At 70.7% G+C, this 17,008-nt stretch carries 5 protein-coding genes and 1 tRNA gene; 2 read left to right on the plus strand and 4 right to left on the minus strand.

Features of this window, described 5'->3' with window-relative positions; all coding sequences use genetic code 11:
• Nucleotides 1-55: 55 nt before the first annotated feature.
• The gene (locus ACIBH1_RS33935) at nucleotides 56-13,117 is read left to right on the plus strand and encodes a hemopexin repeat-containing protein (protein WP_397318077.1); all 13,062 of its coding nucleotides are present in this window, start codon (nucleotides 56-58) and stop codon (nucleotides 13,115-13,117) included.
• 112 nt (nucleotides 13,118-13,229) lie between these two features.
• Here the strand turns inward: ACIBH1_RS33935 and ACIBH1_RS33940 are convergent.
• Nucleotides 13,230-13,302, minus strand: a tRNA-Ala gene (locus tag ACIBH1_RS33940).
• Nucleotides 13,303-13,376: 74 nt separating this feature from the next.
• Here ACIBH1_RS33940 and sigJ point away from each other — a divergent pair.
• The gene (sigJ, locus tag ACIBH1_RS33945) at nucleotides 13,377-14,228 is read left to right on the plus strand and encodes an RNA polymerase sigma factor SigJ (protein WP_397318133.1); all 852 of its coding nucleotides are present in this window, start codon (nucleotides 13,377-13,379) and stop codon (nucleotides 14,226-14,228) included.
• Here the strand turns inward: sigJ and ACIBH1_RS33950 are convergent.
• The 3 genes from ACIBH1_RS33950 to ACIBH1_RS33960 form a co-directional block, all read right to left on the minus strand.
• Nucleotides 14,221-15,057 carry a metal-dependent hydrolase gene (locus tag ACIBH1_RS33950; protein WP_397318078.1) on the minus strand — a complete coding sequence of 279 codons (837 nt, stop codon included), beginning with the start codon at nucleotides 15,055-15,057 and terminating at the stop codon, nucleotides 14,221-14,223. The two genes, sigJ and ACIBH1_RS33950, sit on opposite strands and share 8 nt — an antisense overlap.
• The gene (locus ACIBH1_RS33955) at nucleotides 15,054-16,274 is read right to left on the minus strand and encodes a CynX/NimT family MFS transporter (RefSeq protein WP_397318079.1); all 1,221 of its coding nucleotides are present in this window, start codon (nucleotides 16,272-16,274) and stop codon (nucleotides 15,054-15,056) included. The genes ACIBH1_RS33950 and ACIBH1_RS33955 overlap by 4 nt, the downstream gene beginning before the upstream one ends.
• A 125-nt stretch (nucleotides 16,275-16,399) precedes the next feature.
• Nucleotides 16,400-17,008, minus strand: a complete 609-nt coding sequence (locus ACIBH1_RS33960; RefSeq protein WP_397318080.1) for an SRPBCC family protein — start codon at nucleotides 17,006-17,008, stop codon at nucleotides 16,400-16,402.

The following is a 17,008-nucleotide window of genomic DNA, read 5'->3' on the forward strand; positions in this document are numbered from 1 at the left end:
GGACCGTTCCCTGGAACGGTCCACCCTCAAACAGGCTTCCTTGAGGGGGGAACGCATGGCGGGCAACGACGCGCTGCCGAGCTACGAAGAGCTCTTCGACGACACCGAACTCGATCGCCGCCAGGAGGACGAGGCCAGGACGGTCTACTCGCCCGGCGCCTATCTCGCCGAGCTGCTGGCGCTCATCGACAACGTCTTCCAGCAGCCGTCGCTGCTCGGTGACGACCGGCGCGCCGATCTGAAGAAGATCCTGCTGGACGGGGAGAACACCTTCGCCGAGTCGCCGTATCTCGACGTCGTCGTCGAGCTGCTGGAGAAGCTGGCCGGCGGCCCGCCGTACGAGGTGATGCGACGCCTGGAGCATCCGTTCGGCATGCCGTTCTCGCTCGACGAGGAGCGGTTCAAGACCTACCTGCGCCGGCTGCGGACCGGGCCGGACGAGCTGTACCGGATCTTCGCGCCGGTGGCGGACGCCGACACGGTGGCGCGGTTGTTCCTGGGGCTGTCGGCCGACGCCGTCAGGCATCTGACGTCGCCGGCGGACGAGGCGAGGATCAAGGCGTTCTACGGGCTCACGCCGCAGGACCAGCTGACCCCGCTGGCGCAGGTGGAGACGTTCAAGCAACTGACGGGCCTGTCGGCGCTGGAGTTACGCGAGCTGCTGGGTGAGCCGGAGGACACCGAGCGCCCGGCCAAGGAGTCGTACGCCAACCGGGGCACGGGGCCGGTCACCGTCTCGGAGGACGGCACGGAGCTGCTGGGCACCAGTTTCGGCTGGTACGACCGGGTCAGCAGGATCGTCCGGCTGGCCCGGTGGACCGGGCTCGCCCTGGGCGACCTCGACCGCGTGCTGACGACCTGCTGCGGCGGCGAGATCAACGCCGCGGCGCTGCGGACCACGGCGGTCGTGGTGCACCTGCGGCGCGGCTACGACCTCACCGTCGACGGCGTGTGCGGGCTGGTGGCGGCGGTCGAGCCGGTTCCCGACGATCTGCCCGCCACCTCGGGCGACATCCTCGGCCCGCACAACAAGGAGTACCGCCGCAGGCTCGCCATCGCGATCGAGACGGCCGAGAGCGACCTCGTCGAGACGGTGCGCCGCTACCGCGACAGGTACGGCGCCCTGGAGCCGAGCCCGTTCGACCGCGGCCCGGCCGGGCCGGCGCAGATCGCGCTGCTGCGGAGGGTGGGCAGGCTCACCGCGGCGCTCGGCATGCCGGCGTCGGAGCTGTTCGACCTGCTGGCCGTGCTGGAGAGCGATCCGTCGTTGTGGCGCCACTCGACCTTCTCCGTGCTGGGCGGCGTCGAGCCGACGTCGCAGGACTGCTACCGCATCCTGGAGGGCGGCGACCCTGCCTCCGGCCTGTGGCTGGCGCAGACGTTGCTCGCGGTCAGCCGGTGGATGCAGGACAGCGGCTTCGGCGCCCAGGAACTGGCCGACGTCCTGGGCAGCGGGCCCGGCGGGGGCGACGACCGGGCCACCGTCCTCGACGGCCTCGACCAGCGGTTCCAGGAAGTCTCCATGGATCCGTCCGCCTTCGCGAGCGAGCGCTTCGGGCAGCGCGCCGCGCAGGTGGTCCACGACGTGCTGGCTCAGCGCTCCGAGGGTGTGGTGTCGAAGCGCGACGCCCGGCTGCTGAACCTCGATCCCGCCGCCGTCACCGCCGCGGCGTACGAGGCCGTCACCTCCCTGGGCATGATCGTGGAGGAGGACCTGGCGGGTCTCGGCCTCGGCGAGCGCCTGGCCGGCAAGATCCATGCCCAGCTGGTGTTCAGCGGGCGCCTGCGCGCCGACAACACGCTCGTCGTCGAGCACCTGCCGGAGACCGACTACGCGCTGGTCCTGGAGCGGGACTTCGCCTCCTTCACCGAGGCGCTGTTCAAGCTGATCAACAGCGTCGGCAACGGCACCTCGACCTTCTACCCCTCCGACCTGGCCACGGTCGGCAACCTGACGCAGGCTCAGCTCGACGAGCTGTACGACAACCTGATCCACCACGGCTACATCGACGACCAGGGCAATGTCCAGGACCCGGCCTTCTTCGCCGACGAGGCCAACCTCGAGGACTTCCGCGTCAACGCCGAGCTGTCCGACGCCTCCCCCGAGGTGCTCGCCGTCCTGCGCGGGCGCATCGACGCCTTCCGCGCCGAGCCGCTCCCCCTCGACCCCGGGCTCTTCGCCTCCCTGCGGCTGGGCGAGGCGCGCCTGGCCAGGCTGCTCGACGGGCTGCGCTTCAACGGCTACATCGACGACGACGGCGCCTACCTCGACAAGCGGGCCATCGCCGATCTGCAACTGACGGACCTCGCCCTGCCGCCCGAGTTCCACCCGCACAGGCTCACCGTCCTGGACGCCATGAAGCGGCAGGTCGCCGAGCTGGAGACCGCCCTGCTCACGTTCGCCCCCGAGGACTTCGCCGAGGTCGCCGACGCGGTGATGGCGCAGCGGGCGATCGCCGCGATGGAGGGCGTCGCCCTCGACGACGGCTGGCTGGTGTCGGAGGTGGAGACGCTCGGCGAGGGGTTCACCGCCGCCGAGACCGACATCGTGGCCCGCAGGGTCGCCGAGTGCGCCCAGGACGAGCGGCCCTACCGGATCCACCCGGACGCGCTGGCCGAGCTCGGCTTCGACCAGGACCAGCAGGACGCCCTCGCCGAGCAGCTGATGGCCGCGCAGTCGCTCACCGGCACGATGTCGGTCCCCGCCGAGGCGATCCCGTTCTTCGCCAATCCCACCAACGTCATCCGCTTCGCCCTGCCCGGCCTGGAGGACTTCGAGCGCGAGGTGTTCTTCCTGCTGCACGCGGTCGCCGTCGAGCTCTCCGAGGCGATCGACGAGGTGACCGGCTCCCTGGAGGAGCTGGCCGGCCGCCAGCAGGACGCCCTCACCTCCGTGCTGGCCGACGCCTTCGGCGTTCCCCCCGAGACCGTCGCGGCGATCTGCGAGGGCGTGACCGGCGGGCTTCCCGAGGCGATCGAGATCCTCGTCCCGCCGGTCATCGCCGTCCCCCGGCGGCTGGGCGAGCCGCACTTCGCCGCCGCCTACGAGCGCATCCGCCGCTTCGCCCTGCTGGCCTCCAAGCTCGGCATGAGCGCGGCCGAGGTCGCCGTCGCCTTCCACGACCAGGACCTGACCGGCAAGTACCCCGAGCCGCTGGCCCTGCCGCCGGGCGTCACGGCCGTCGACGCGGTGCTGCGCAGCTCCGACGGCCGCATCTACGTGTTCGCCGGTGACGCCTACTGGAGCTACTCCGCCGACACCTACGCCCTGCTCGACTCCAAGCGCCGGCCGCTGACCGACCTGTCCGCGTGGTTCACGGGGCTGACCTCGATCGACGCCGCCTTCTCCTTCCCCGACCGCACGGAGTGGATCATCGGCCGCGCGGGCGGCGAAGGCGAGTCCTCCCGCCTGTTCGTCAAGGAGCCAGGCAGCATCCGGTGGGCGCCGCGCGACCAGCTGTGGGGCAAGGTCAGGAACACCTTCGACGCACCGCGCAGGATCGACAGCGCCTACGTCGACGAGAACGGCAGGACCTACCTGTTCAGCGGCGACCAGTACATCCGCTACTCCAGCCCCGACTTCACCACGGTCGACGAGGGCTACCCGCGCGTCGTCGCCGAGTGGTGGCAGGCGGAGGGCCACGACGCCGCCCTGCCCGAGGCGTTCACCGGGGCGCTCGACGCCGCCTTCCACGACGCCGACGGGCGCGTGCACCTGTTCGCGGGCGGGCGCTCCTACGAGATCGGCGGCGCCGAGCAGCCGATCTCGGCCAGGTGGGGCCGCATCCGCAACACCTTCGACGGCTCCGGCATCGGCGGCGCGTTCACGGGACCGGACGGCAGGGCCTACCTGTTCCAGGGCGACCAGGTGATCCGCTACACCGACAGCGTCGAGAACGACGGCGTGCGGGTCGACGACGGCTACCCGCGCCGCATCGAGTCGGAGTTCCCCAACCTGCCGGGCGAGTTCCGCACCGGCGTCGAGGCCGCTCTCACCGAGCCGGGCACCGGGATCGTGCACCTGTTCAAGGAGGGCAGGACGGTCTCCTTCTTCTCCTCGGGCGTCGGCATGCCGCAGGACACCGCCGACCGCTGGGGCAGGCTCTCCGACGTGCTGACCCGGGGCTCCGTGGACGCCGCGTTCGTCGGCATGGACGGCAGGACGTACCTGTTCAGCGGCGAGAGGTACATCCGCTACTCCGGCGCCGACTACGCGGTCGTCGACCTCGGCTACCCGAGGCGGATCGCCGGCGACTGGGGCGGGCTGCGCACGGTCGGCGCCGCCTTCGTGACGGACGGCAGGACCTACCTGTTCGGCCGGGGCGGCCGGCTGTTCGACGTGCCGCTCGTGCAGGAGTCCGAGCTGAACGCGGGCCGCCTGTCACCGGCGCTGCGCCGCCGCTGCGCCGAGCACGGCCTGACCCTGGCCGAGACCGCCACGGTCGCGGCCGAGGGCACCGACGAGCACCGGGTCTGGCACGTCACCACCGAGCAGGGCATCGCGCTCACGCTGCGCCGCAACCCGCTGCACATCCAGGTGCACGCCGACGACGGGCTCTTCCACGTCCGCTACTCCACCAGGGACTACGGCAGCGCCGACGCGGGCTATCCCAAGCCGGTCTCCGACAACTGGTGGAACCTGCCCGCCTCGCTGGCCGCCGATCCCCGGTTCGCGGTGATCGACGCGATCCTCACCGACGGCGCCGGCCGTACGTACCTGTTCGCCGGCGACCAGTTCGTCGTGTCCGACGCCCGCCACCGCTGGTGGTCCGAGCCGCGCACCATCGCCGGGCACTGGGACAGCCTGCTGCCCTTCACCAAGGTGGACGCCGCGTTCGTCGGCAAGGACGGCAGGACCTACGTCTTCTCGGGCGACAGCTACATCCGCTTCTCGACCGGCGACTACACCAGGGCCGACGACCGTTACCCGGCCTCCGTCCCCGCGTACTGGGGCAACGTGGTCAACCGCATCGCCAGGACGGGCCGGGTCGACGCCGCGCTGGTCAGGACCGTGACCGAGCAGGTCGACGGCCGGGCGGTCGACAACACCTACACCTACCTGTTCTCCGGCGACCAGTACGTGCGATACCTGGGCACGCAGCTCGACCACGTGCAGGACGGCTACCCCGCCGCCCTTTCCGAGCTGTCGCGCGAGCCCGGCATGGCGGCGCTCGACGTCACGCTCGACGGCGTCGACGCGGCCTTCGCCGACCGCCGCACCGCCTACCTGGTGCGCGACTCCCTGTGCCACGTCGTCTCCGACGGCCTCTACCGCCGCTACGACGACAGCTCGCTGGCGGGGGTGAGCTGCGCGTTCGTGGAGGACGGCACGCTGCTGGCCGAGGACGCCGGCGGATGGAAGCACCATGCGGCCGTCGAGGCGGCCAGGAGCATGATGTCCGCGCCGCAGGAGGTCACGCCCCGGCTGCTGCGTGCCGTACCTGAGGACTTCCGCAGCGGCCTCGACGCGGTCCTGCACGGCGCGGACGGCACGGCGTACCTGTTCAAGGGGCCCAGGTGCCTCAACGCCCGGCTCAACAAGGCCTACCCGCTGGCCGAGGAGTGGGGCAGGCCGCGCAACACGATCTACCAGGACAACGCGGTCGACGCGGCGTTCGTCGGCAGGGACGGCAGGACCTACCTGTTCAGCGGCGACCAGTTCGTCAGCTACGCCGCCGACGGCCCCGGCCTGACCATCGACGGCGAGCCGCGGCCGATCGCCGAGCACTGGGGCGGCCTGCACGACGTCGCGCTCGCCTACGTGCGCGGCGGCAAGACGTACGTCTTCGAGTCGCCCGGCGAGGACGGGCGCATGCGGTACGTCGTCTACTCGGGCGCGGCCTACACCGCGCCCGACGACGAGCCGGGCAGCGCCGGCGAGGACTTCTGGCAGGTGCCCGAGCAGTACCGCGTGCCCGGCCACCCCGTCCCGAGCGCGGTCCTGTTCGAGGGCAGCACCATGCTCCTGCTGTACGGCGAGCAGTGCCTGCAGCACGACGACAGGACCGGCACCTGGTCCTACCCGCGCCCGATCGAGCGCCTGTGGCCCGGCTTCGAGCACACCCTGGCCTCCAGCAGGGAGGACGGCGACGCGCTCCGGACGGCCTTCACCGCGCCCGACGGCTCGACGTACTTCTTCCTGTCCGAGCAGTACTCCCGCCACGACGGGCACGGGTTCGCCCCGCTCGCCGTCATCCGCGACCGGTGGGGCAGGTCGCCCAACCCGTTCGTGGCCGACGACGACAGCGCCGCGATCGACGCCGCCTGCGTCTTCGGCGACGGCACGACGTTCCTGTTCGCCGGCGACCGGTACGTGCGTTACACCGGCCCCGAGTACCGCTACGTCGATCCCGGATATCCGCGGAAGATCGTCGGCAACCTGCGCAAGGAGGCGGCGTTCTCCGGCCTGCCCGAGGCGTTCGACGACGCGGTGACCGGCCGCACCGTCGACGCCGCCATCGCCACCGGCCGCACCGCGTGCCTGCTCGTGGGCGGCTCCGTCCACGTCGTCTCCCGCGAGGCGGGCGCGGTGCGCCACGTGAGCGCCTTCGGCAAGGTACGGAACACCATCGTCGACAGGGAGAAGGTCGACGCGACGATCGTCTCCGGCGTCCACACCTACCTGTTCTCCGGCGACCAGTACGTGCGCTACACCGGCACCGAATACGCCTACGCCGACGACGGCTACCCGCGCACCATCGACCCCCACCTGGCGTTCGACCTGCGCCTGCAGGAGGAGCTGCCCGCGGAGTTCGCCGACGGCCTCGACGCGGCCTTCCGCGGCCCCGACGGCACCGTCCACCTCATCAAGGGCGCCCTGTGCCAGCGGGTCGGCAGGTCCGAGCCCGAGCCCGTCACCAGCCTGTTCGGCAAGGTGCGCAACGCCTTCGCCGACTCCGGCCACCAGCTGGTCGACGCCGCCTTCGCCGCGTCCACCGGCGAGTTGTACGCCTTCAAGGGCGGGCAGTACGTGCGCTACCGTCCCGGCCGGTTCGACGTCGTCGAGGAGGGCTACCCGCGCACGGTCCGCGACGACTGGGGCGACGTGCCCGACCGCTTCGAGTCCGGCATCGACGGCGCCTTCGTCTTCGAGGAGCGCACCTACCTGTGCAAGGACGACGAGTACGTCCGCTACTCCGACGGCTTCCACGAGGTCGACCGCACCTACCCGCAGCGCTTCCGTCACCGCTGGGGCGGCACGGCCGACTACCGGCTGAGCGACGTGCACACGATCACCCGCTTCATCGAGCTGGCCAGACGCGTGCCCGACGGCCTGCTCGCGGCGGCTGACGACCCGTACGAGCACCTCAGCAGCCTGTTCGGCTGGGACGCCGACGAGATCAGGTGGGCCAAGCGCAACGCCTCCCTGCTGACCGCCGAGGCCCACGCGATCGCCGCCTCGGCGCACCGCGCCCCGCCGGTGCGCAGGGAGGAGGACCGCTTCGAGATCGAGTTCATGCTCCGGCTGGTCGAGCTCTTCGAGCTCAGCGACCGGATCGGGGAGGCCCCCTCCGCGCTCCACGGCGGCGTCTGGCGCCACGCCTTCGCCACCACCCCCGACCTCGCGACGGCCAACACCGCCCTCTACGGGATCATGGAACGGCTGTTCACCGGCGAGTGGCCCGCCCTGTCGGCCGCCGTCCACGACGAGCTCAACGTCGCCAAGCGCGACGCCCTCGTCTCGACCGCCGAGGGTACGGCACGCGAGCTGTACGACCGGCTGCTGATCGACGTCGAGATGGGCGGGCAGGGCCGTACCTCACGCGTGCGCGAGGCCATCGCGGCCGCCCAGCTCTACGTGCACCGCTACCTGCTCGACCTGGAGAAGGGCCCCGAGCAGCGCAAGCAGGAGATCAAGTCCTGGTGGGGCTGGCTGAAGAACTACCGCATGTGGGAGGCCAACAGGAAGGTCTTCCTCTACCCGGAGAACTACTTGCGCCCCGAGCTGCGCGGCTCCAAGACGCCCGCCTTCCGCGACCTGGAGGACGACCTGCTCCAGGGTGAGATCACCCAGGAGAAGGTCGAACGCGCCTACAAGCGCTACCTCGACGAGTACACCGAGGTCTCCCGGCTCTCGATCACCGGCGGCTACGTCTACACCGCCGACGGCGCCGAGGAAGGCACCCGGCGGCTGGTGCTCTTCGGCCGGACCAGGACGGAACCGAGGCGCCACTACTGCCGCGAGGCGGAGTTCAGGGACGGCGAGCGCCTGTCGGCGACCTGGGCGCCGTGGATGAAGGTCGACGCCCAGATCGAGTCCGAGAAGGTCTACCCGGTGCACGCCTTCGGCCGCATCTTCGTCTTCTGGCCGACGATCGAACCCGTCGCCCCCGAGCCCGGAGCGACGACCTCCCTCACCGACAAGCAGACCGGCGACACCCGGACGATCACCCCGCCGCCGCCCAAACAGCGCGTGCGCGTCAACTACTCCTTCCGCAACCTCAACGGCGAATGGGTGCCCGCGCAGGTCCTGCCGCTGGAGGACGTGCAGAACGCGCCCGTGTGGAACCCCACCCTGTACGTCCAGGCGTCGGCCACGGTGCCGGGGCCGAGCGGCGACACGCACGACACCATCCTGATCACCTGCTCCTACACGGTGTGGACCCCCTTCGGCCCCAAGCGCGTCAGCCCGGCGTTCGCGCTCACCCCCGAGCTGTACGCCTTCCGCGCCCAGGGCGTGCCGGAGCCGGTGCGCGAGACCCGGCTCGACCGGATCTTCGCCGAGCCCGTCGACCTCGCCAAGGTCGTCAGGTTCGCGATGCCGGCCGAGGCCGAGAGCGGCGCGTGGGTGAGCGTCGACCACAAGGGCGGCAGCTTCCTGTGCCGTCCGATCACCCCGCCGAAGGCGGCCGAGGAGACGCCGCGCAACCTGAGCGGCAACGGCGACCGGCTGCCGGCGTGGTCGCCGATCCACGCCGCCGTCGCCCTGCCGGGAGGGCTGCGGTACTTCTTCAACAACACCGGCGAGAACGGCTCCGGCCCCTTCTACGTGGAGCTCCCCGCCGACCGGCCCAGCGCGCTACGGCTCAGCAAGCCGGCCACCGCCGAACGCTGGGGACACGTCCCGACCCCCCTCTACGACGACAAGGCCGAGGTCGACGCCGCCATCGTCAGGAACGGCCGGCTCTACCTGTTCTCCGGCGAGAACTACTACCGCTACTCAGGCGCCCCCTTCGGCAGGATCGATCCCGGCTACCCGAAGAAGATCGCCGACAACGAGGAGAACTTCCCGCAGTGGAGCTCCGTCTCCGCCGCGGCCGTCGACTCCGACGGGACCGAGTACTACCACTCGCCCGACCGGCAGTGGGTGCGCAGGACCCGGCAGAGCCACACCCTGGAGCCCTTCCAGCCGCAGTGGGCGCTCGGTTTCACCAAGGTCGACGCGCTCCTGTTCCAGGGCGACACCGTCCTCGTCGTCACCGGCGAGACCTACCGGCGCTGGGACGGGCGCGCGGAAGGGCCCATCCAGCTGAAGGACAACCAGGACGGCCTGCCGCGCTCCGCCCCGGTCAGCGCGCCCTTCCGCCACGGTGACGCCGTCTACTTCTTCGACAACGACGCCCACACCTACCTGTCCATCACGCCCAGGCCGAGGCGGGGCAACAGCCCCAGGGAGTACGTCCAGAGCGATCCGTCGCCCATCAAGGAACTCGGCGTGGCCAGGACCGCGATCACCGACGAGGGCGTCGACGCCGCCTACGTCGCCGACGGCGTGCTCTACCTGGCCAGAAACCAGGAGTACGTCGCCTACACGCTCACCGGCGGCCTGCCCGGCCTCCTGGCCGACCCCACCTACCCGCGGGCCATGGACCGCCGGATCCGCGCCGTCTTCCAGCGCTCCGGCCTGCGCTACGTCCTCAGCGGCACCGACTACGCCGTGCTCGAAGCCGGTCAGAGCCTCGCCTCCCCGCTCGACTACTCCCCCGTCGCCGGCAACTGGGGCGGCCTGCCCGCCGGCTGGGAGACGGGCATGGACGGCGTGCTCGACGCCGGCGACCTCTACCTGTTCACGGGCGCCAAGTACGTCACCTACGCCGCCGGGACGTTCCAGCGGCCCTACGAGATCGCCGCGCTGCCGCACGAGGTCATCAGGCTCACCTCCAGCACCGCCTACAAGCTGAACAAGACGCTGCTGGAAGGAGGGGTGCCCGCGCTGCTCTCGCCGTCCATCCAGGAACTCGACGAGCTCCCGGCCTTCAGCACCGCCGACTCCGGCCCCACCACCATCAAGGTCACCGCCTCGGCCGCAGAACAGGGCGTGCCGACCAGCTCCCACCTCGACTTCAACAGCGGCAACGGCCTCTACTACTGGGAGGTCTTCTTCCACGCGCCCACGCTCATCGCCCAGGCGCTCAACACCGCCCAGCGGTTCGACGACGCCAGGACCTGGTACGAATACGTCTTCGATCCCACCCAGCCGCGATACTGGCGGTTCCTGCCGTTCCTCGCCGTCGACGTCGAGGCGCTCATCCAGTCGTGCCGCGACGACCTGGCGGCGCTCGCGATCTCGATCGAAGGGCTCGACGAGATCCTGGCCAAGGTGGAGCCGATGGCCCCCGCCTTCCAGCACCACCGCGAGCTCACCGAAGCCGAGAAGACCTACCTGGGCACGCTTCCCGCCAAGATCGAAGGGCTGGCCGTCCCCGCCGAGGCGCGGCCCGGCCTGGGCGAACGGCTCGCCATGCTCGGCAGGCTGCGCTACCAGTACTCCCTCATGGGCGACAGGGGGGCGCTGCTCAAGGCCTACGCGGACGACCCCTTCGACCCGCACACCATCGCCGAGCTGCGCCCCGGCGCCTACCGGCGCGCCGTCGTCATGGCCTACGTCGACAACCTGCTCGACTGGGGCGACCTGCTGTTCCGGCAGTACACCGCCGAGAGCGTCGACGAGGCCAGGATGTTGTACATCTTCGCCTACGACCTGCTCGGCGAGCGCCCGCCCGAGGAGCTCGGCGCCCGGCCCGTCACGGACGCCCTCACCTACGAGCAGATCCGCGCCCTGCCCCCGGCCAACGGGCTGCCACCCGAGCTGGTGAAGGGAACGGGGCAGGTGCACGCCAGCGTCGCCGGGCCGTACTTCCACGTGCCCGCCAACAGCGTGTTCCTGGAGTACTGGGACCGGGTCGAGGACCGGCTGCGCAAGATCAGGGCCACGCTCGACATCATGGGCGTCAGCCGTCCGCTGCCGCTGTTCGAGCCGCCGATCGACGTGATGGCCCTCGTGCGCGGCGTCGCGGGCGGGGCCTCGCTCGACCAGATCGCCGCCGCGGCGGCCGTGCCGGTGCCGCACCACCGCTTCTCCTTCACCTTCCGCAAGGCGCAGGAACTGGTCGACAAGCTCCGCCAGTTCGGCGGCGACCTGCTCAGCGTGCTGGAGCGGCGCGACTCCGAGGAGCTGACGCTGCTCAACCAGCGGCACGAGGGCACGATCCTGGCCCTCACCCGCGCCGTGCGCGAGGCCGAGGTGGAGATCGCCGCCACGAACCTGCGCGAGACACGCGTCAGCGAGCAGGGCGCGCTGGAGCGCGTCAGCCACTACGAGCACCTCATCGACGAGGGGCTGCTGCCGCTGGAGGAGGCACAACTCGCCATGATGTCGACGGCGGTCGTCGCGCACGCCGTCGCCACCGCCTTCCAGACCGGCGCGGCCATCTCCTCCGGCCTGCCCGACATCATGATCGGCCTGTTCATCACCGGCAGCAAGCAGGGCGGGCAGCAGGTCGGCGAGGCCCTCGGCCACGGCGGCGAGGCCTCCTCCACTCTCGCAGAAGGGCTCAACGTCATCGGCGAACTGCTCGGCATCCGCGCCGGCCAGGAACGCATGGCCCAGGACTGGACCTTCCAGCTCGCCCAGGCCCGCAACGACGTGCAGCAGATCGGCCACCAGATCAGGGCCTCGGAGCTGCGCCTGAAGGTCGCCCAGCGCGAGCTGGAGATCCTCGACCAGCAGATCGCCAACCTCGAAGCGGTCGGCGCCTTCATGACCGGCAAGTTCACCAACCTCCAGCTCTACCAGTGGATGGCCGGACGGCTGTCGGGGCTGTACTTCCAGGCCTACTCCATGGCCTACGAGATGGCCCGCTCCGCCGAGCGTGCCTACCAGTACGAGCGCGGCACCACCGACGGCCACATCCAGCCGCTCTACTGGGAGAGCCGCCGCAACGGCCTGCTCGCCGCCGACAGCCTCGGCCTCGACCTGGAACGGCTCGGCAAGGCCTGGCTCGAAACCGACCGCCGCGGCCTGGAGATCACCAGGAAGGTGTCGCTGCTGGCCCTCGACCCGCTCGCCGCGCTCAACCTGCGCACCAGCGGACGCTGCGAGTTCGCCCTCACCGAATCCCTCTTCGACCGCGACTTCCCCGGCCACTACCGCCGCCGCATCAAGACCGTCTCCGTCGACTTCACGGGCTCCGACGGCAAGCTCGGCCTCAACGCCGTGCTGACCCAGCTCGACAGCAGAACCGTGCTCGAGGCCGATCCCAAGGCCGTCAAGTACCTGCTCGACCCCAAGGGCCCCATGCCCGCCACCCTGCGCGCCGACTGGCGCGGCGGCCAGCAGATCACCCTGTCGCACCTGGAGGAGTACAAGGAGAACAACGGCCTGTTCGACCTGCGCTACGACGACGACCGCTACCTGCCCTTCGAGGGCACCGGCGCCGTCTCCCGCTGGCGCCTCGAACTGCCCTCCGGCGGCGCCGCCCAGCTCACGGACGTCACCGTCACCGTCAAGTACACCGCGGAACAGGGCGGCGAACTCTTCGCCGGCGCCGTCAAGGGCATGCTCAAGCCGTACGCCACGGCCCGCTACTGCGACGTCGCCGCCGAGTTCCCCGACGAGTGGTCGGCATTCGCCGAAGGCGACGACGGCACCCTGACCCTGCCGCTCACCGCCGACCTGTTCCCCGGCATCGTCGGCCGGGCGGTCACCGGGGTGTACGCGCTCTACACGGGAGGCTCCGGACGCTTCCTCCTCCACGGCGAGGCCCGCCTCGCCCTCACCGAGGGCAAACTCCTGCCCACACCGGGGCTGGCCGCCGGGACATGGGACCTGGTCTACGAAGGAGACCGGTCGACGCTCGAGGGGGTGAAGCTCATCCTGTCGTACCGGGCCCGCTGACGCTTGGGACTGGCGGGGAGGCCGGCCTCCCCGCCAGCGCCGCGGCCTGACAAACGACGAACGCCCGGCCCCGAGTGAGCTCGGTCCGGGCGTTTCCCATGGTCAACCTGTGTGGAGCTAAGGAGATTCGAACTCCTGACCCCCTCCATGCCATGGAGGTGCGCTACCAGCTGCGCTATAGCCCCTTGCCTTCGCCGATAGTCTAGCGGATGTGGCGCCCTCTACGACCGAGATCTTCTCAGCACATCGCAGCATCCTCATGGCCGTGGCCTACCGCATCCTCGGGAGCGTCGCCGATGCCGAGGACGTCACGCAGGAGGCGTGGTTGCGCTGGGCCGAGGTCGATCATGACGAGGTCGAGGATCCGAAGGCCTACCTGATCCGCGTCGTCTCCCGCCTGGCGATCGACAAGCTGCGCTGGGCCAAGTCGCGCCGCGAGGCGTATGTCGGCCCGTGGTTGCCGGAGCCGATCAGCACCGAGCCCGATGCGGCCGAGCATGCCGAGCTGAAGGATTCGGTGGAGCTCGCGCTGCTGGTGGTGCTGGAGAAGTTGTCGCCGCTCGAGCGCGCGGTGTTCGTGCTCAAGGAGGCGTTCGAGTTGCCGTTCGCGGAGATCGCGGAGGTCATCGGCCGCAGCGAGGCGGCCACGCGGCAGTTGGGCAAGCGGGCGCGCGAGCACGTGCAGGAGGGCAGGGCGCGCTTCGACGTCGACCGGGAGCGGCGGCGTGAGATCACGCAGAGCTTCCTGACGGCCTCGGTGCAGGGCGATCTGAGCGGCCTGCTCAGCCTGCTGTCGGCCGACATCACGCTGGTCAGCGACGGTGGCGGCAAGGCGCGTTCGCCGCTGCGGGTGCTGGTCGGCGCGGCGAGTGTGGGGCGTTTCCTCACCAGCACGACCACGCCCGAGGGCATCGACAAGTTCATGGCCTCGATCGGCGTGGAGGACTACCGCGACCTGTCGTACGGCGTCGCGGAGATCAACGGCGCGCCGGCGATCGTGGGCCGTGCGGGCGGGCGGGTGATCACGGTGATCTCGCTCGTCGTGGTCGACGGCCGGGTGGAGACGGTCTACCTGATCGCCAATCCCGAGAAGCTGGCCGCGCTCAGCTGAGGCGGCTGCCCGAACTCATGCCGGAGGTCATCCTCAGGTAGTCGTCGCCCAGTTCGAGGGTGACGGCCAGCGGGCCGAGGGCGGAGGTGCGGGTGACGTGGGTGCCGCCGCACGGGATCCAGGCCTCGCCGTCGGGCAGGGCGCAGTGCCAGGTACGGCGGGCGGTCAGTTCGGGGCCTGGCACGTCGACCCAGACCGGCGCGTCGGCGGCGACCCAGCGGGCGAGGACGGCGTTGACCTCCTGCTCGGCGGCGGCCAGGTCGAGTCCTTCGGCGGTGAAGCCCTTCTTGCGCAGTGACTTGCCCAGCCGGTAGACGTCGACGGCGCCGTGTTCGACGATCGACGACGAGGTGATGGCCTGCTGGTCGAAGTCGGGGTGGCCGAGCGCGTCGTGGGCGGTCTCCTTGCGCCACTGCGAGGCCAGCGCCATGTTGAGCGCGAGCGCGGCGAGGTGGCAGCCGGTGTGCCCGGCGGACAGGGCGGCGCGGTAGTCGCCGTCGACCTCGAGTTCGACCTCGCGGCCTTCCTCGATGGGTGCGTCGATGACGTGGACGACGAGCCACTCCCATCCGTCGCTGCCCCGCCGTACCGGGATGTCGGATCCGAGGAGGATGCCGCCGTCCGACTGCGCCCCCGTGAGGCAGTCGGAAAGCGTGCGCCCGTCGAGGGTGCCGCGGTCGGCGGGCTGGTCGGCCCAGGTGTGGTCGAGCGGGTGGAAGGGCGTCTCGGCGACCACGACCCCGTAGGCCTGCCCTACCGGGACGGTTCCGACGACCTGTGAGCGGCCGGTCAACGCCCCGTCGGGGAAGGTGACAGATGTGGACTTCATACGGAAATCTTCGCAGGCTCGTCCTCGAGGAACCGGTTACGACCCGCGTAGAGGCCGGTCACCAGCTGGATCGCGAGGACGGCGAAGATCATCAGATAGGGCACCGACCAGCCGCCGGTGGCCTTGTAGATGAGGCCGACGACGAGCGGGCCGAAGCCGGCGATGAGGTAGCCGGCGCTCTGGCCGAAGGCCGACAGGGCGGCGGTGTGCTCGGCGGTGCGGGTGCGCAGCGCGAGCATGGTCAGCGCCAGCGGGAAGGATCCCATGCCGACGCCGATGAAGATCGTCCAGATCCACGACGGCGCGATCCAGAGCCCGGCGAAGCCGATCACGTAGAAGGCGACCAGGCCGACGATGACGGGCCGCTGGTCGTTGAAGCGGGTGGCCAGCGCGGGGATCACCAGCGAGATCGGGATGCTGAGGGCGGTGAAGACGCCGAGCACCAGGCCGGCCTGGGAGGTGGTGTATCCGGCGTCGGTGAGGATGGTGGGCAGCCAGCCGAACATGATGTAGGCGATCATCGACTGGGTGCCGAAGTAGACGGCGACCGACCAGGCGAGCTTGCTGCCGAGCAGGGCGCGCAGCCCGCCGCCGACGGCGCTGGGCGCGGCGACCTCGGCGCGGGGGCGGCGGACCAGGGCGAACCACGGGATGGCGGCGATCACGGCCAGCACGGCCCACACGCCCAGGGCGATGTGCCAGTCGCCTCCCGCGGCCCGCTCGATGGGCACGGTCGCGGCGGCGGCGAGCATGGTGCCGACGGCCAGCGCGGTGGTGTAGACGGTGGTCATGACACCAGCGCGGCCGGGGAAGTGGCGCTTGATCAGCGTGGGGATGAGCACGTTGCCGATCGCGCCGCCGGAGAGGGCCACGGCGCTGCTGAGCAGGAAGACCGGGGCGTTGCCCACCATGGCGCGCACGAGCAGGCCGGCGCCGAGCAGCACGAGGGCCGACAGCAGCAGGCGGTGCTCGCCGAATCGGCGCGCGAGCGACGGGGTGGCCGCGCCGACGAAGGCGAAGGCCAGGACGGGCAGGGTGGTCAGCAGCCCGGTCCCGACGCTCGACATGCCGAGGCCGGCGGCCAGCTGGTCGAGCAGCGGGCCGACGCTGGTGACGGCGGTGCGCAGGTTCAGGGCTGCCAGGATGATCCCCAGCACGAGCAGCCAGGCCAGCGATCCGGAACCGCTTCTCACCCTGGTTTCGGTGGCGACGCTCATGCCGAAAAGACCTCCATTCATCCCATGATTCGATGAATAGAGTAACAGGACCGTAATGGGGGTTTATTCCTGGCTCACATGACGAAGCCCCCTCCCGGAGACCGGAAGGGGGCTTCGGCGTCCCGTCAGATCGGACGGGTGGGCGGGGGGAAGTCATCCCGCCCCACCGGACCCGGGCCCGGAGGAGGCAGATCGGGCGAAGGCGGCAGGTTGTCGCCACCGATGGTGCCAGGAGGCATCGGTTCGTCGCCCGTGCCGTAGGTGGACCCCGGCTGGTGCTGCTTGCCCGGCACGTCGCCGCGCCAGGCTCCCGTCTCGCTGCCACGGGACTCGATGAAGCGCTGGAAGCGCTCCATGTCGTTGCGGACACGCATCCGCACGAGCTGCAGCCAGTCGCCCGCGGTCTCGACGAACCCCTCGGGGTCGTACTCCATCTGGAGCGTGACGCGCGTGGAGTTGTCGTCGAGCCGGTGGAAGGTGACGACGCCGGCCTGGTGGGGCCGGTCCGTCGTGCGCCAGGCGACGCGCTCGTCGGGGTGCTGCTCGGTGATCTCGGCCTCGAACTCGCGGCGGACGCCCGCGATCTCCGCAACCCATTGGGTGCGCGTGTCGGTGAGCTGCTTGACCGACTCCACGCCCTCCATGAACTCGGGGAAGCTCTCGAACTGCGTCCACTGGTTGTAGGCCGTCCGCACTGGGACGTTTACATCTACGGAGTGTTCGATGGTGCTCAT

Source organism: Nonomuraea sp. NPDC050663 (assembly GCF_044456985.1).
GTDB lineage: Bacteria > Actinomycetota > Actinomycetes > Streptosporangiales > Streptosporangiaceae > Nonomuraea.

What these genes read in the sequence shown, in the direction of transcription:
- sigJ (WP_397318133.1), top strand. Translation starts at nt 13,377, where the DNA reads ATGGCCGTGGCCTACCGCATCCTCGGGAGCGTCGCCGATGCCGAGGAC.
- ACIBH1_RS33935 (WP_397318077.1), top strand. Translation starts at nt 56, where the DNA reads ATGGCGGGCAACGACGCGCTGCCGAGCTACGAAGAGCTCTTCGACGAC.
- ACIBH1_RS33955 (WP_397318079.1), bottom strand. Translation starts at nt 16,274, where the DNA reads ATGAGCGTCGCCACCGAAACCAGGGTGAGAAGCGGTTCCGGATCGCTG.
- ACIBH1_RS33960 (WP_397318080.1), bottom strand. Translation starts at nt 17,008, where the DNA reads ATGAGCACCATCGAACACTCCGTAGATGTAAACGTCCCAGTGCGGACG.
- ACIBH1_RS33950 (WP_397318078.1), bottom strand. Translation starts at nt 15,057, where the DNA reads ATGAAGTCCACATCTGTCACCTTCCCCGACGGGGCGTTGACCGGCCGC.